Source organism: Saccharopolyspora sp. NPDC045839 (assembly GCF_056431645.1).
In genome coordinates, this window is record NZ_JBWKKH010000002.1 from 82,941 (window position 1) to 96,131 (window position 13,191).

At 71.7% G+C, this 13,191-nt stretch carries 11 protein-coding genes and 1 pseudogene; 5 read left to right on the forward strand and 7 right to left on the reverse strand.

Features of this window, described 5'->3' with window-relative positions:
* Window positions 1-207 precede the first annotated feature (207 nt).
* Window positions 208-411 carry a cold-shock protein gene (locus AC07EQ_RS03260; protein ID WP_010692713.1) on the forward strand — a complete coding sequence of 68 codons (204 nt, stop codon included), beginning with the start codon at window positions 208-210 and terminating at the stop codon, window positions 409-411.
* 94 nt (window positions 412-505) lie between these two features.
* Here AC07EQ_RS03260 and AC07EQ_RS03265 read toward each other — a convergent pair whose 3' ends face one another.
* The 4 genes from AC07EQ_RS03265 to AC07EQ_RS03280 form a co-directional block, all read right to left on the reverse strand.
* The gene (locus tag AC07EQ_RS03265) at window positions 506-1,882 is read right to left on the reverse strand and encodes an MFS transporter (protein ID WP_478386311.1); all 1,377 of its coding nucleotides are present in this window, start codon (window positions 1,880-1,882) and stop codon (window positions 506-508) included.
* A gap of 78 nt (window positions 1,883-1,960) precedes the next feature.
* Entirely contained in the window at window positions 1,961-2,413 is a 453-nt protein-coding gene (locus AC07EQ_RS03270; RefSeq protein WP_478386312.1) for a MarR family winged helix-turn-helix transcriptional regulator, read from the reverse strand.
* Window positions 2,414-2,444: 31 nt separating this feature from the next.
* Window positions 2,445-2,993: a heme-binding beta-barrel domain-containing protein gene (locus AC07EQ_RS03275; protein ID WP_478386313.1), complete on the reverse strand. Its 549-nt coding sequence runs from the start codon at window positions 2,991-2,993 to the stop codon at window positions 2,445-2,447.
* 70 nt (window positions 2,994-3,063) lie between these two features.
* Entirely contained in the window at window positions 3,064-3,192 is a 129-nt protein-coding gene (locus tag AC07EQ_RS03280) for a hypothetical protein (RefSeq protein WP_478386756.1), read from the reverse strand.
* A gap of 26 nt (window positions 3,193-3,218) precedes the next feature.
* On the opposite strand from AC07EQ_RS03280, the pseudogene AC07EQ_RS03285 reads away from it, so the two are divergent.
* Window positions 3,219-4,025: pseudogene (locus tag AC07EQ_RS03285) on the forward strand (carcinine hydrolase/isopenicillin-N N-acyltransferase family protein); the annotation flags it as partial.
* A 2-nt stretch (window positions 4,026-4,027) separates the two neighbouring features.
* Here the strand turns inward: AC07EQ_RS03285 and AC07EQ_RS03290 are convergent.
* Entirely contained in the window at window positions 4,028-4,963 is a 936-nt protein-coding gene (locus AC07EQ_RS03290) for a LysR family transcriptional regulator (RefSeq protein WP_478386314.1), read from the reverse strand.
* Window positions 4,964-5,081: 118 nt separating this feature from the next.
* Here AC07EQ_RS03290 and mdlC point away from each other — a divergent pair, with 118 nt between their 5' ends.
* The 3 genes from mdlC to AC07EQ_RS03305 are packed head-to-tail and all read left to right on the forward strand — an operon-like array spanning window position 5,082 to window position 9,538.
* Window positions 5,082-6,668 (forward strand): benzoylformate decarboxylase, encoded by a 1,587-nt coding sequence (mdlC, locus tag AC07EQ_RS03295; protein WP_478386315.1) that lies wholly within the window; start codon window positions 5,082-5,084, stop codon window positions 6,666-6,668.
* Between the two features lie 41 nt (window positions 6,669-6,709).
* Entirely contained in the window at window positions 6,710-8,035 is a 1,326-nt protein-coding gene (locus AC07EQ_RS03300) for an MFS transporter (protein ID WP_478386316.1), read from the forward strand.
* Between the two features lie 42 nt (window positions 8,036-8,077).
* Window positions 8,078-9,538 carry an aldehyde dehydrogenase family protein gene (locus AC07EQ_RS03305; RefSeq protein WP_478386317.1) on the forward strand — a complete coding sequence of 487 codons (1,461 nt, stop codon included), beginning with the start codon at window positions 8,078-8,080 and terminating at the stop codon, window positions 9,536-9,538.
* 58 nt (window positions 9,539-9,596) lie between these two features.
* On the opposite strand, the gene AC07EQ_RS03310 is transcribed toward AC07EQ_RS03305, so the two are convergent.
* On the reverse strand, window positions 9,597-11,312 hold the full coding sequence (locus AC07EQ_RS03310; protein ID WP_478386318.1) for an ABC transporter ATP-binding protein: 1,716 nt from the start codon (window positions 11,310-11,312) through the stop codon (window positions 9,597-9,599).
* Window positions 11,309-13,009 (reverse strand): ABC transporter ATP-binding protein, encoded by a 1,701-nt coding sequence (locus tag AC07EQ_RS03315; RefSeq protein ID WP_478386319.1) that lies wholly within the window; start codon window positions 13,007-13,009, stop codon window positions 11,309-11,311. The genes AC07EQ_RS03310 and AC07EQ_RS03315 overlap by 4 nt, the downstream gene beginning before the upstream one ends.
* Window positions 13,010-13,191: the final 182 nt, after the last annotated feature.

Consider the following 13,191-nt stretch of genomic DNA (forward strand, 5'->3'; position numbering starts at 1 on the left):
ACCAACCCGACACGAACCCCGCAGACCGTGTAGTGTCTACGGCGGTCGTATTTTTCTGGGGTCGTGTTCGCGCACACTCGCAGGATAGTGATGCGAGCGTGCTGCTATCTGGTTGTAGCTGGAGAAGTCGCCGTTCGAGATCAGCGACCCAGGCGGTTACGAAGTGTGACCGCTTGTAGTAGTACCGGCTCCCAGAAGGAGAGAGACATGGCACAGGGAACCGTGAAGTGGTTCAACTCGGAAAAGGGCTTCGGCTTCATCGCGCCTGACGACGGCGGTGCGGACGTCTTCGTCCACTACTCGGCGATCGACGCGCGCGGTTTCCGCAGCCTCGACGAGGACCAGAAGGTCACCTACGAGGTCACCCAGGGCCCGAAGGGCCCGCAGGCCAGCGACGTTCGCATCGTCTGAGTTCGGGTGATCCGGCCGGTACCGGATTCCGGGCCGGCCCCTGAGCTGCGCGGAGGCCCCGCACCCCACCGGGTGCGGGGCCTCCGCCTTTTCGTCAGGCGCGCCGGCGGCGGAGCAGCCCGAGCAGCGAGGCGACGAGCAGGAAGCCCGCGAGGATCGCGACCGCCAGGCCCATCCGGTGCAGCCCGGCGTCATCCGCGTGCACGCCGAGCACCAGCGCCAGGAGCGCGGCGGCGAGGTTCGCACCGACGTACTGCGAGGTGCGGTAGAGCCCGGACGCCGCGCCCATCCGCTCCGCCGGGGTGGACGCGTACATCGCGCTCTGGTTGCCCATGTTGTTGAACCCGTTGGGCAGCCCCAGCATCGCGGAGATCACCAGCAGCAGCGGGATCGGCGAGTCGGCGTCCGGCACGGTCAGCAGCAGCCCGCCGACGCACAGCGCAGCGGTTCCGGCGATCAGGGCCGCGCGCGGCCCGCGGCGGCGCTGCAGCCGGGTCGCCAGCAGTGTCGACACGGCGCCGACGGCAGCGATCGGCAGCACCACCAGCCCGGCGCCGACCGGGCCCAGCCCCCGGGTTTCCTCCAGCCACTGCGGCAGGCCGTAGAACACGCAGTAGAACGCCGTGTAGGTCACGATCGTCCGGCCGTAGGTGAACGACAGCCCGCGCCGCGCCAGCAGGCGCATGTCCAGGAACGGATCGCGGGCGCGCAGGCCCCACCAGATCGTCAGCGCGGCGGCCGGGACCGCGACGCCCAGCCACCACCACTCCGGCGTCGCGGTCAGCGACAGCAACCAGAACATCAGCGCCGTGATCGAGACCGCGAACAGCAGCATGCCGACCGGGTCGACCTGAGCAAGGGCCTTCATCCGGCCGCCGCCCCGCACGGGCGGATCCGCCGGGCCCCACCGCATGATCACCGCGCCGCCGATCAGCGCCAGCGGCACGTTGATCCAGAACACCCCGGCCCAGCCGAAGCCGCCGACGAGCAGCCCGCCGAGGGAGGGACCGAGCGCGGCGGTGACCTGCGAGCAGATGGCCAGCGCGGCCAGCGCGTTGCCCGGGCGGGAACGCAGCTGGTCGGCGGCGCGGCGGATCATCGCGACGCCGCACGGGTACTGGGCGGCCGTACCGATGCCGATCAGGACGCGGCAGACCACCAGCGCCGCGATGTTCGGCGCGAACGGGGCCGCCACCGAGGTGATGCCGACCAGGACGAGCCCGGCGAGGCTGGTGCGGCGCGGGCCGAGCACGTCGGCGATGCGGCCCATCGCCGGGGCGGCGACGGCGGTGGCCAGGTAGAGCGCGGAGACCAGCCACGTCACCGAGGTGCCCGCATCGAAGTGGGAGCGGATGCCGACCAGGGCGACCGCGATCATCGACGAGTTCAGCGGCTGCAGGATCGTGCCGAAGGCGATCGGGGTGATGAACCTGCCCGGTAACTCCGGCTCGGGTTTCGCCGACTGCGGCAAATCTTCAGCTTTGCTGTCTTTTTGAGCGGATGGTTCGGGTGTGGTTCGTGGCATCGGTCATCTCGGCTCGGAGCTGGGTCAGGAGTCGGCGAGGCGGTCGAGCAGCCTGGCGGAGAGCACCAGCAGCTCCCGCTCGACATCGGTGAGGCCGGTCATGGCCTGGGCCAGCCACGCCTCGCGCCGGCCCCGGTCGCGCAGGACCTGGCTGCGGCCGGCCTCGGTGACCCGGACGATGGCGGCCCGCCGATCGGCCGGGTCCGTGTCGCGCTCGGCCAGCCCGGCATCGATCAGGTGCTGCACGATCCGGGCCATGGACTGCGGGGTGACCCGCTCGGCGGCGGCCAGTGCGCTGGCGGTCGCCGGACCGTCGCGCTCCAGGCGGCCCAGCACCGCCAGGCGCCCCAGGGTCAGCTCGCCGGACTCGCGCTCGGCGCGCAGCCGCCGCGCCAGGCGCATCACGCCCATCCGGACCTCGGTGGCCGCCGCGGCGATCCCGGCGGTGTCGTCGGCGGCAGGATCGTCATGCGTCATGTATTCAGCATAGCTGTTCTTCTCGGCGCGGTCAGAGGCGCTGCAGCCGGGCGGTGACGTGAGGTGTCATCGGCAGGCCGACCATGGCGCGGCTCTCGGCGTAGTGGAGCGCGCCGTCGGCGTCGAGCGCGTAACTGCGCTCCGCGGCCTCGACGTCCTTCGCGGTCGCGGCGCGGACGACGGTGTCGGTGGCGAGTTCCCAGCGCTGCGGGCTCGCCGTGCCGTAGAACAGTTCCAGGATTCCGGTGCAGTGGCTGATCAGCAGCTCCAGGTTCCCGTCGGGTTGCGGCCGCCACCAGCCGGTTTCCCACGCCGCCGGCCGCAGGACGTTGCCCTCGGCGTCGAGCAGCCAGGCTCGCGCCTCGTGGCGCAGGAACGGCCGCCCGTCGTGGGCGATCGTGACCTGCTGCCCGAACCGGTACGGCCCCTCGATGCTCGGGTAGTCGACTTCGCCGGCCCCGCGCCACACGCCGACCAGATCCCGCAGCGGCGCGCACGCGCCGTGCAGCGGCGGCCCGCTGCGCAGGTCCGTGGTCTCGGCCGGGATGGGCAGCGGAGCGTGCTCACTGGAAGAACCCATGCGGGCAGGGTAGCGGCACGATCAACGCAGGTTCGTCGTCCACTGTGGAATCCGTGGCCCGCCCGATTCGCTAGGGCCGGCGCGCCGAGGCGGTGCCGCGCTCCAGCCGGGCCTGCAGGCCGTCGAGGTTGCGGGTCAGCGCGTGCTCGAAGAGGCCGTCGATGTCGTCGACGACCTCGCTGTTCAAGTCCGCGAGCATGGGGAACCGCCGAGGGGCACGGGCTCTTCGGGCGCAACTACGACTTCTTCACCACCAGTGCCGAGGAGATCTTCGCGGCGCTCGGCGGGCCCGAACCGGCCGCGCCGCGGCCGCCGATGGCATCCCGGCCCTACGTGCTCAACAGCATCCCGGACGCCGGTCCGACCACGACGGTGCTCACCATGAACGAGCTCGACGGCTGCATGGAGGGCATCAACGAGCACGGGCTCGCGGTGGCCCTGCTGATCGCCGACGCGGAGAACACCACGCCGCCGGTCGAGGCGGGCCCGCAGGTCGGGATCTCCTCGGCGCAGCTGCCCAGGTTCGTGCTGGACACCTGCGCCACGGCGGCCGAGGCGAAGCAGGCGCTGCTCGGTGCCAAGCACTACGACCTGGGTGTGCCGCTGCACTACCTGATCGCGGACGCGGCGGGCAACGCGTTCATCTGGGAACGCGGCGACGCCGGCCTCGAGCACATCATCGACATCGACGGCGACGCCCTGTGCCTCACCAACCACCTGGTGCACAAGCATCAGGCGGGAGAACTGCCGCCGGACAACGAGGAAACGCTGCGGACCTACGGGCGGTACCGGACGCTGGTCGACCGCACCGGCGGCTCGGTGATGTCCGGGGAGCTGCTGCGCGCGACCCTCGACGAGATCGGTTTCGACGCCACCAACGCCGGGCACTACCCGGTCCGGACGCTCTGGCGCACGGTGTTCGACCTCGACGAGCGCACCATGTCGACGCGGTTCTACCTCGGTGACACCGCGACCGGCGGCCTCCGGCACAGCGCCGAGCTGACCTTCGGCCCCGGCCTGCTGGCGGGCTGACCTCAGCCCTGCGTCGCCGGCCCCTCGGCGTCCGATGTGGACGGTTCGCGGCGCAGGGTGTCGCGGACGAGATCGCGCAGCCAGTCCGTGCCCGGCGCGGGAATGGCCCGCCGGTACGTGTAGAGCGCGACCTCGACCGTGGGGATCTCGAACGGCAGCTCGAAGGTCCGCACCCACGACGAGCGGGTGAACAGGCCAGCGACACCGCTGGGCACCGCCGAGAGGTAGCGGGTGCGGGCGAGCAGCTCGGGCAGCACCGCGAAGTGCGGCACCCGCGCCGCGACCTCGCGGCGGTGCCCGAGCCGGGTCAGCTCCTGGTCCGCGTCGACGTGCCCGGCGGCCGGATCCACCACGATGTGCCGTTCCCGCAGGTACTCGTCCAGGGTGGGGCGCTCGCCGATGCGCGGGTGATCGCGGGCGATCAGCCCGACGTAGCGCTCCTGGAACAACCCGTCGCGGCGCAGGTCGGGCGCGTCGATGCGCGGCGTGCAGATGACGGCGTCGGTGCGCCCCTGGCGGAGCTGCTGCGGCGCGGCGGCCATGTCCAGCGGCGTGACCTCGACGGCGCAGCGCGGCGCCTGTTCCTCGAGCCGGGCCAGGATCGGCGGCAGCAGGCTGATTTCGCCCAGGTCGGTCGCGCAGATCCGGAAGGTGCGCACCGAGGTGGCCGGGTCGAACCGGCCCGCCCCGGACACCGTCTCGTCGATCACCTCCAGCGCCTGCCGCAGGCGCGGGTACATCCGCTCCGCGATCTCGGTCGGCGCGAGGCCGTCGGGAGAGCGGGCGAACAGCTCGTCGGCGAACTGGCGCCGCAGCCGGCGCAGCGCGTGGCTCACCGACGGCTGCGTGATGAACAAGGCCTCGGCGGTCTTCGTCACGCTGCGGGTCTCGTAGAGCAGCACGAAGGTGCGCATCAGGTTCAGGTCCACGTCGACCACGCAGTGAGAATAAGTCCTGTCTATGCCGGGATCAACAGCATTCATTAGGACTATGACCACTGCTTGCCTAGGGTGGCGGGCATCACCGAAAGGCCCACCGAGCCGGAAGCGAGCAACGATGCCCGACGTGCGCCAGGCGACCTACGACCTGCTGCGATCGCAAGATCTGACCACGATCTTCGGCAACCCCGGATCCAACGAGCTGCCGTTCCTGGCCGGCATGCCGGCGGACTTCCGGTACGTGCTCGGCCTGCACGAGGGCGCCGTGCTGGCGATGGCAGACGGGTACGCGCTGGCCCGCGGCGGTTCGGCGCTGGTCAACCTGCACGCGGCGGCCGGCACCGGGAACGCGCTGGGCCCGCTGACGAACTCGGTGTACTCGCACAGCCCGCTGATCATCACCGCCGGGCAGCAGGTGCGCTCGACCATCGGCCAGGAGGTCATGCTGGCCAACGTCGACGCCGCGACGCTGCCGAAGCCGCTGGTGAAGTGGAGCTGCGAACCGGCGTGCGCGCAGGACGTGCCGCGCTCGATCAGCCACGCGATCCACATCGCGAACCTGCCGGCGAAGGGCCCGGTGTACGTGTCGGTGCCCTACGACGACTGGAGCCAGGAGGCGCCGCCGGAGGCCCGGCACCTGCTGGAGCGCACCACCGGCACCGCCGGTTCGCTCAGCGCCGCGCAGCTCGCCGACCTGGCCGGTGCGCTCGACGCGGCCGAGAGCCCGGTGCTGGTGCTGGGGCCGGAGGTCGACGCGCAGTACGCCAACGACGACGCCGTGCGGCTCGCGGACCGGCTGGGCGCACCGGTGTGGATCGCGCCCTCGGCATCGCGCTGCCCGTTCCCCACCCGGCACCGCAGCTTCCGCGGCGTGCTGCCCGCCGCGGTCCAGGGCGTCACCAACGCGTTGGCGGGCCACGACCTGATCCTCGTCGTCGGCGCGCCGGTGTTCCGCTATCACCAGTTCGTGCCCGGCGAGTACCTCCCGGCCGGCGCCCGGCTGATCCAGCTGACCGGCGACCCGGGCGAGGCCGCGCGGGCGCCGATGGGGCAGGCACTGGTCGGCGACGTCAAGGACGCGCTGTCCAGGCTGGCCGACGCCGTCACCGCCGGGCGCCGCCCGGAGCTGCCGCCGCTGCCGGCGCACCCTCCCGCACCCTCGGGCGGCGACCGGCTGCACCCGGCGGAGCTGTTCGCGGTGCTGCGGGAGAACGCGCCGGCGGATGCCGTCTACGTCAAGGAATCCACCGCGACGGCGGCCGATTTCTGGGCCCAGATGGACCTTTCGCGGCAGGGCAGCTACTTCTTCCCGGCCTCCGGAGGGCTCGGCTTCGGGCTGCCCGCCGCCGTCGGTGCGCAGCTGGCCCACGACGACCGCCAGGTGATCGGGCTCATCGGCGACGGCTCGGCGAACTACGGCATCACCGCGCTGTGGACGGCCGCGCAGTACGAGATCCCGGTGATCATCGTGATCCTGAAGAACGGCACCTACGGCGCGCTGCGCTGGTTCTCGAAGGTGCTCGACGCGGGGGAGACGCCCGGCATGGACGTGCCCGGCATCGACTTCGTGCAGATCGCGGGCGGCTACGGCGTCGCGGCGACCTCGGTGCGCACCCGCGAGGAGTTCGCCGACGCCCTGGCCGCCGCGCTGCGCTCCGGAAAACCGGCCGTGATCGAGGCCGAGACCGAACTCACCGAACCCTGACCGGCCGTTCCCCTACGGCAGCGGAACCCTAAGGAAAACCTTTGTCCCAGCACACTGTTGGGGCCGTCGTCGGCGGTGCCCGGCTCAACGGCTTCCACTTCAAGGTCCTGATCATGTGCTCGCTGCTGATGATCGTGGACGGGTACGACATGGTGTCCTACGGCACCGTGATCACGCACCTGATGGACGAGTGGCACATGGACCCGGTGACCGCCGGGACGCTCGGCTCCGTCGCGCTGGTCGGCATGCTGGTCGGCGGCCTGTTCGTGGCGCCGCTGGCCGACCGGTACGGCAGGCGACCGCTGATGATCACCTGCGTGACCATCGCCAGCATCGCGTCGTTCAGCTGCGCGCTGGCCACCGGGCCGGTGCAGCTGGGCGTGCTGCGGTTCGTCGTCGGCGTGTCGCTGGGCGCGCTGGTGCCCAACTTCAACGCGCTGGCCGGTGAAATCGCGCCGCGGCGGGCGAAAGCCCTGTTCGTGACGTTGGTTTCGTCGTTCTACTCGGTGGGCGGGATCGCCGCCGCGGTGTTCGCCATCTACATCGAGCCGCTGTGGACCTGGCGCGGCGTGTTCTACGTGGCGGCGATCCCGCTGCTGATGGTGCCGTTCCTGCTGCGCCACCTCCCGGAATCACCGGACTTCCTGGCCACCCGGGGCGACCGGGAGCGGCTGCTGGTCGTGCTGCGCAAGATCGACCCGGCCGCGGAGCTCGACGACGTGGTCGTCGAACGGAGCGCCGCGGCGGGCAAGGCCCGGCTGCGGCAGCTGTTCGCCGGCGGCAACGCGATCAACAACGTGCTGATCTGGGTCTTCTTCGCGATGTGCATGCTGCTGAGCTATGGGCTCAACACGTGGCTGCCGAAGCTGATGCAGACCGCCGGCTACCCGCTGGGCTCGGCGCTGTGGAACCTGGTGGTGCTCAACCTGGGCGGCATGGTGGGCGCCATCGCGGGCGGCTGGATCGCGGACCGCTGGAACTACCGCAACACGCTGGTGGCGTACTTCGTGCTGGCGTCCGCCTCGCTGATCGGCCTGTCGTTCAACCCGAACTCGGTGCTGCTCAACGTGCTGCTGTTCGTCGCCGGGGCGGCGACGGTCGGCGTGCTGGCGATCATCCACGCGTTCGCCGTGGAGTACTACCCGGCCGCGGTGCGCTCCACCGGCGTCGGCTGGGCCGCCGGGATCGGCCGCATCGGCGCGATCGGCGGCCCCACGCTCGGCGGCGCACTCCTGGCGCTGGAACTGCCGTTCCAGCAGAACTTCATCGCCGTCGCGGTCCCCGGTGTCATCGGCGCGGTCGCCGTGGCGCTGGTGGCCGGGAAGAAGTTCCGCACCCCGGAACCGGAGCGGGCAGCCGCGAGCTGACCAGGACCACAAGTTCGATTCGCTTGAGAAAGGCCGTTGTACATGACGATTCTGGATGTCGAACGCTGGGCGAAGCGCGTTTTCACCGGCAGCTGGAGCACGGCGAGCGGCACCCCGACGGAGGTCGTCGAGCCGGCGACCGGGCAGGTGCTGGGACACGTCGGCGCCGCCACGCCCGGTGACATCGACGAGGCGTGCGCCAAGGCGGCCGCCGCCCAGCGGGAGTGGGAGAGCACGCCGTTCGAGGAGCGCGCCGCGATCATGCGGCGCGCCGGGCGGCTGTTCGAGGAGCACGTCGAGGAGATCCGCCGCTGGATCATCCGCGAGGCCGGTTCGATCCCGCCGAAGGCGGAGCTGGAGGCGCACAGCGCGGCCAACGAGTGCTTCGAAGCGGCCGCGCTGCCGTCCCACCCGGCCGGTTCGCTGCTGCCGTCGGCGGACGGCCGGCTGAGCCTCAGCCGCCGGGTGGCCGCCGGGGTCGTCGGCGTCATCGCGCCGTTCAACTTCCCGCTGATTCTGTCGATCCGCGCCGTCGCCCCGGCGCTGGCGCTGGGCAACGCGGTGGTGCTCAAGCCCGACACCCGGACCGCGGTGTGCGGCGGCGTGGTGCTGGCCGCGATCTTCGAGGCCGCCGGTGTCCCGGAAGGCGTGTTCCAGATGCTGCCGGGCGGCGCCGACGCCGGGGCGGCGCTGGTGGCCAACAAGCACACCCGCGTCATCGCGTTCACCGGCTCGACCGCCGCCGGCCGCAAGGTCGCCGAATCCGCCGCGACCCACTTGAAGCGCGCGCACCTGGAGCTCGGCGGCAACAACGCGCTGATCGTGCTGCCGGACGCCGACGTCGCCGCCGCCGCGTCGGCGGGCGCCTGGGGATCGTTCCTGCACCAGGGGCAGATCTGCATGGCCGCGGGCAGGCACCTGGTGCACGAGTCCATTGCGGACGAATACGTGGCCGCGCTCGCCGAGAAGGCCCGCAACCTGCCGGTCGGCGACCCGAACACCGCCGAGGTGGCGCTGGGGCCGATCATCGACGAGCGGCAGCGCGACAACATCCACCGGCTGGTCACCGAGAGCGTCGCGGCGGGTGCGACGCTGGCCGCCGGCGGCGAGTACGACGGACTGTTCTACCGGCCGACGGTGCTCGACCACGTTCGCCGCGACACCCCGGCGTTCTGCGACGAGATCTTCGGCCCGGTCGCGCCCGTGCTGCGCTATCGCACGGTCGAGGAAGCCGTCGAGATCGCGCGCGACACCGAGTACGGCCTGTCGCTGAGCGTGCTCGGCGGCGACGCCATGGCGGCGTGGGAGGTCGCCAAGCAGATCCCCAGCGGCCTGGTGCACGTCAACGACCAGACTGTCGGGGACCACGCGCACATCCCGTTCGGCGGCGTGGGCGCCTCCGGCAACGGCGGTCGCGTCGGCGGCGCGGAGGCCAACCTGGAGTCGTTCACGGAAACCCAGTGGGTCACCATCCAGGGCAAGATCCAGCAGTACCCGTTCTGATCCGCGACGGCATCGAGGACCGGCTCGACCTCCCCGAGGTCGAGCCGGTCGCTCGCTATCAGCGCGTGCTCGCCGCTGCCGTGGAGATCTGCCAGTAGCCGGCGTAGCGGCCGCCGCGGCGCAGCAGTTCGTCGTGGCCGCCTTCCTCCACGATCCGGCCGCCGTCGAGGAAGACGACGCGATCGGCGCGCTGGACGGTCCTCATCCGGTGCGCCACCATCACCACCGTCCGGCCCGCCATCAGGCGCTCGACGCCTTCGTGGACGGCGGCCTCGTTCACCGGGTCCAGCGCGGAGGTCACCTCGTCCAGCAGCACGATGGGCGCGTCCTTCAGCAGCGCTCGCGCGATCGAGACGCGCTGGCGCTCACCACCCGACAGCAGCGCGCCGCCCTCGCCGACGTTCGTCGCCCATCCGCCGGGCAACCGCTCGATCACGTCGTCCAGCCGCGCCGCGGTCGCCGCCGCCCGCACCGCGGCGTCGTCGGCGTCGGGACGGCCGAGGCGCACGTTCTCCTCGATGGTGCCGTCGAAGAGGTAGACGTCCTGGAAGACGATGGCGATCTGCGCCATCAGGACCTCGGTGTCGATCGCGCGCACATCGACACCACCCACGCGCACCGCGCCCGCGTCGACGTCGTAGAACCGCGCGAGCAGCTGCAGCAATGTGCTCTTACCCGCACCCGACGGCCCGACAACGGCTAGCCGCTGCCCCGCAGGTACCGACAACGACAGGTCGTCGATCACGGTGCGGGCGCCGTGCCGGAAGGAGACGGACTCGAACTCCAGGTCGTGGCGCTCCGGCCGGACCGGTTCGGCGGGCTCCGGCAGCGGCTCGGTGCGCAGGAGCGCGTCGAGCCTCGCCAGCTCGGCACGCGCGCCGCGCACCTTGCCACCGATGTCCGACAGCGACAGCAGCGGATCCGCGCAGCGGGCGGCCAGCACCAGGATCGTCAAAACCTCTGCCGCACCGATGCTTCCGCCGAGCGCGAGGTATGCGGCCAGCGCCAGCAACACGGTGAACATGCCTTGTACGACGACCGCCAGCCCCACCGCGCCGGGCAGCACCGACAGCGTGGTGCGGCGGGACGCGCGCTGCAGTTCGCGCAGCGAGTCGTCGAGCAACCGGAAGCGTTCGGTGCTCCGGCCACCGGCTCGCAGCACCGGCTGGGCCTGGAGGTACTCGATGACCCGCCCGGTGGCCTCCCGGTCGCGTTCGGCGCGCTCCGCATCGGCGGCGGACGTCGAGCGCCCCGTCCAGATCTGGATCGCCGCCACGACCGGCGCGGCCACCAGCGCGGCCAGCCCCAGCCGCCAGTCGAGGGCGAGCATCACGACGACGATCGTCAGGGGAGTCGCGCAGGCCGAGATGAACGGTGCGAGCAGGTGCGCGATCACGCTCATCGCCTGCAGGACGCCGTTGCCGGCCAGGGCGGACACCTCCCCGACGCGGCGAGCGCTGTACCAGCCGATGGGCAAGCGGGCCAGGTGATCGCCGAGCCGGTGGTACATGCCCCGCAACAGCCCGGCCCCGACGCGGAAACCGGACAGGTCGCTGCGGTAGCGCAGCACCGCGTAGACCGCGACCGCGGCGCCGAACGCGATCAGCCAGGGCCAGGCATCGCCGGGAGCGTTCCCGAACAGCGCCCGCAGCACTGGAACCAGCAATGCGTAGGACAAGCCCTCGACGATCGCGGTCGTCGTCATCAGGGCCAGGGTGCGACGCATCGGCGGGGCGTACTCGTGTCCCAGCACGCGAAGCAGCATCCGGATCATCGGGCCTCATCTCCTTGCGGTGCACGGGCTTCGGCCGCCGGCCGGTGGGATCGCCAGAGCGCGGCGAACTTCCCGTTCTGCGCCAGCAGATCGGCGGGCTTGCCGCGCTCGGCGATCGACCCGTTCTCCAGCACCACGACGGTGTCGGCGTCGGCGACGGTTTCCAGGCGGTGGGCGATGAGCAGGATCGTCCGGTCGCCCTCCAGCGTCGCCAGGGCCCGGCGCACGGCCTGCTCGGTCTGCGGGTCGGCGAAGGCGGTCGCCTCGTCGAGCACCAGAACCGGTGTGCCGGCGAGCAGCGCGCGTGCGATCGAGAGCCGCTGAGCCTCCCCGCCCGAGAGCTCGGCCTCTTCGCCGATCACCGTTTCGTAGCCGCGCGGCAGCTCGAGGATCCGATCGTGGATGTTCGCAAGCCGGGATGCGCGCACGATGTCATCGAGGCCTGCCTGCGGTACCGCCAGCGCGATGTTGTCCGCGACCGACGCGCGGAGCAGGCGAACGTCCTGGAACACGAAGGAAACCATCCGGTAGAGCTCGCGGCTGCCGACCTCGCGCAGGTCGACACCGCCCAGGGCCACCGATCCGCCGGTCGGGTCGAAGAACCGCGGCAGGAGCCGGACCAGCGTGGACTTGCCGCTTCCCGACGGCCCGACGATCGCGGTGACCGTCCCCGGTTCGAGCACCAGGTCGATGCCGCGGAGCACCTCGTGGCCGGAGTCGTAGCCGAATCGGACGTCGCGCAGTTCCACCCGATGTCCCTGCGGCGCGACCGGGTGCGTGGGCTCCGGTATCGGCTGCACGTCGAGCACGTCCCGGATCCGGCCGACCGCGCGCCGGGCGGCCTGCATCTCGTCGAAGCCGTGGCCGAGGGCCGCCACCGGGGCGGTCAGGCCCAGCCCGAGCAGCAGGAAGGGCAGCAGGTCGGCCGGGGCCAGGCCGCCGTTCGCGATCAGGGCCGCACCGCCGATCAGCACGACCACGAGCACGAACGGCGGCGACAGCACCAGCTGCATCCCCGCCGCGATTCCGGCGAGGCCGCGCACCATCCGGTAGAAGATGCCGGTGAAATCGTCTGCGGCCGCGAGGAATTCGCGGTGCGCGCGCCCGGCTCCGCCGAACGCCTTGACCACCGAGATCCCCTGCACGAATTCGACGACCGAGTTGGAGATCCGCCCCATGGCGGCGTCGAACTCCGCCTGCTCGCGCTGCCGGGCCGGGGCCATCATCAGCGGGACCAGCGCCACCGCCAGCGCGACCGGCACCAGCGTGATCAGCGTGAGCCGCCAGTCGATGGTGAGCAGGTAGATCAGCGACACCAGCGGGACCACGAATGCGGCGATGAGCTCGCCAGGGGTGTGGGCGATGAACGGGTGCACGGCGCTCACGTCGTCTCCGACGACCTTCGCCAGCTCGCCGGTCCGGCGCCGGGAGAACCAGCCGATCGGCACGTTTCCCAGCCGTGCGGCCAGTTTCCGGCGGAACGACAGCTGCACCCGGTCGTCGAGGACGTGCCCGATCCCGGACGACGCTGCCGTGAACAGCAGCCGGACGAACAAGCCGGCCGCGCCCGCGATCACGACGGTCCGGACGTGGCCGTGATCGACGGGGCCGGGCGACAGCAAGGTGCGCCCCAGCTCGACGACCGCCAGCAGCGGCGCCAGGCCCGCGACGGCGCCGATGATCTGCAGGACCACCACGGCGGCGAAGCTCCGGAGGTGGGGCCGCAGCAGCCCTGCGATGCCCCTCCCCGCGGGCTCGGCATCCGATGGGGGTGTGGCCGGCGCGCCGGCCCCGGCGAGGGCGGGAGGGGTTCTCGCTCTCCCCTCTTCGTCGATCCCACCGGGGTTTGGGCAGTCGTCTCCCACGACAAATTCTCTAC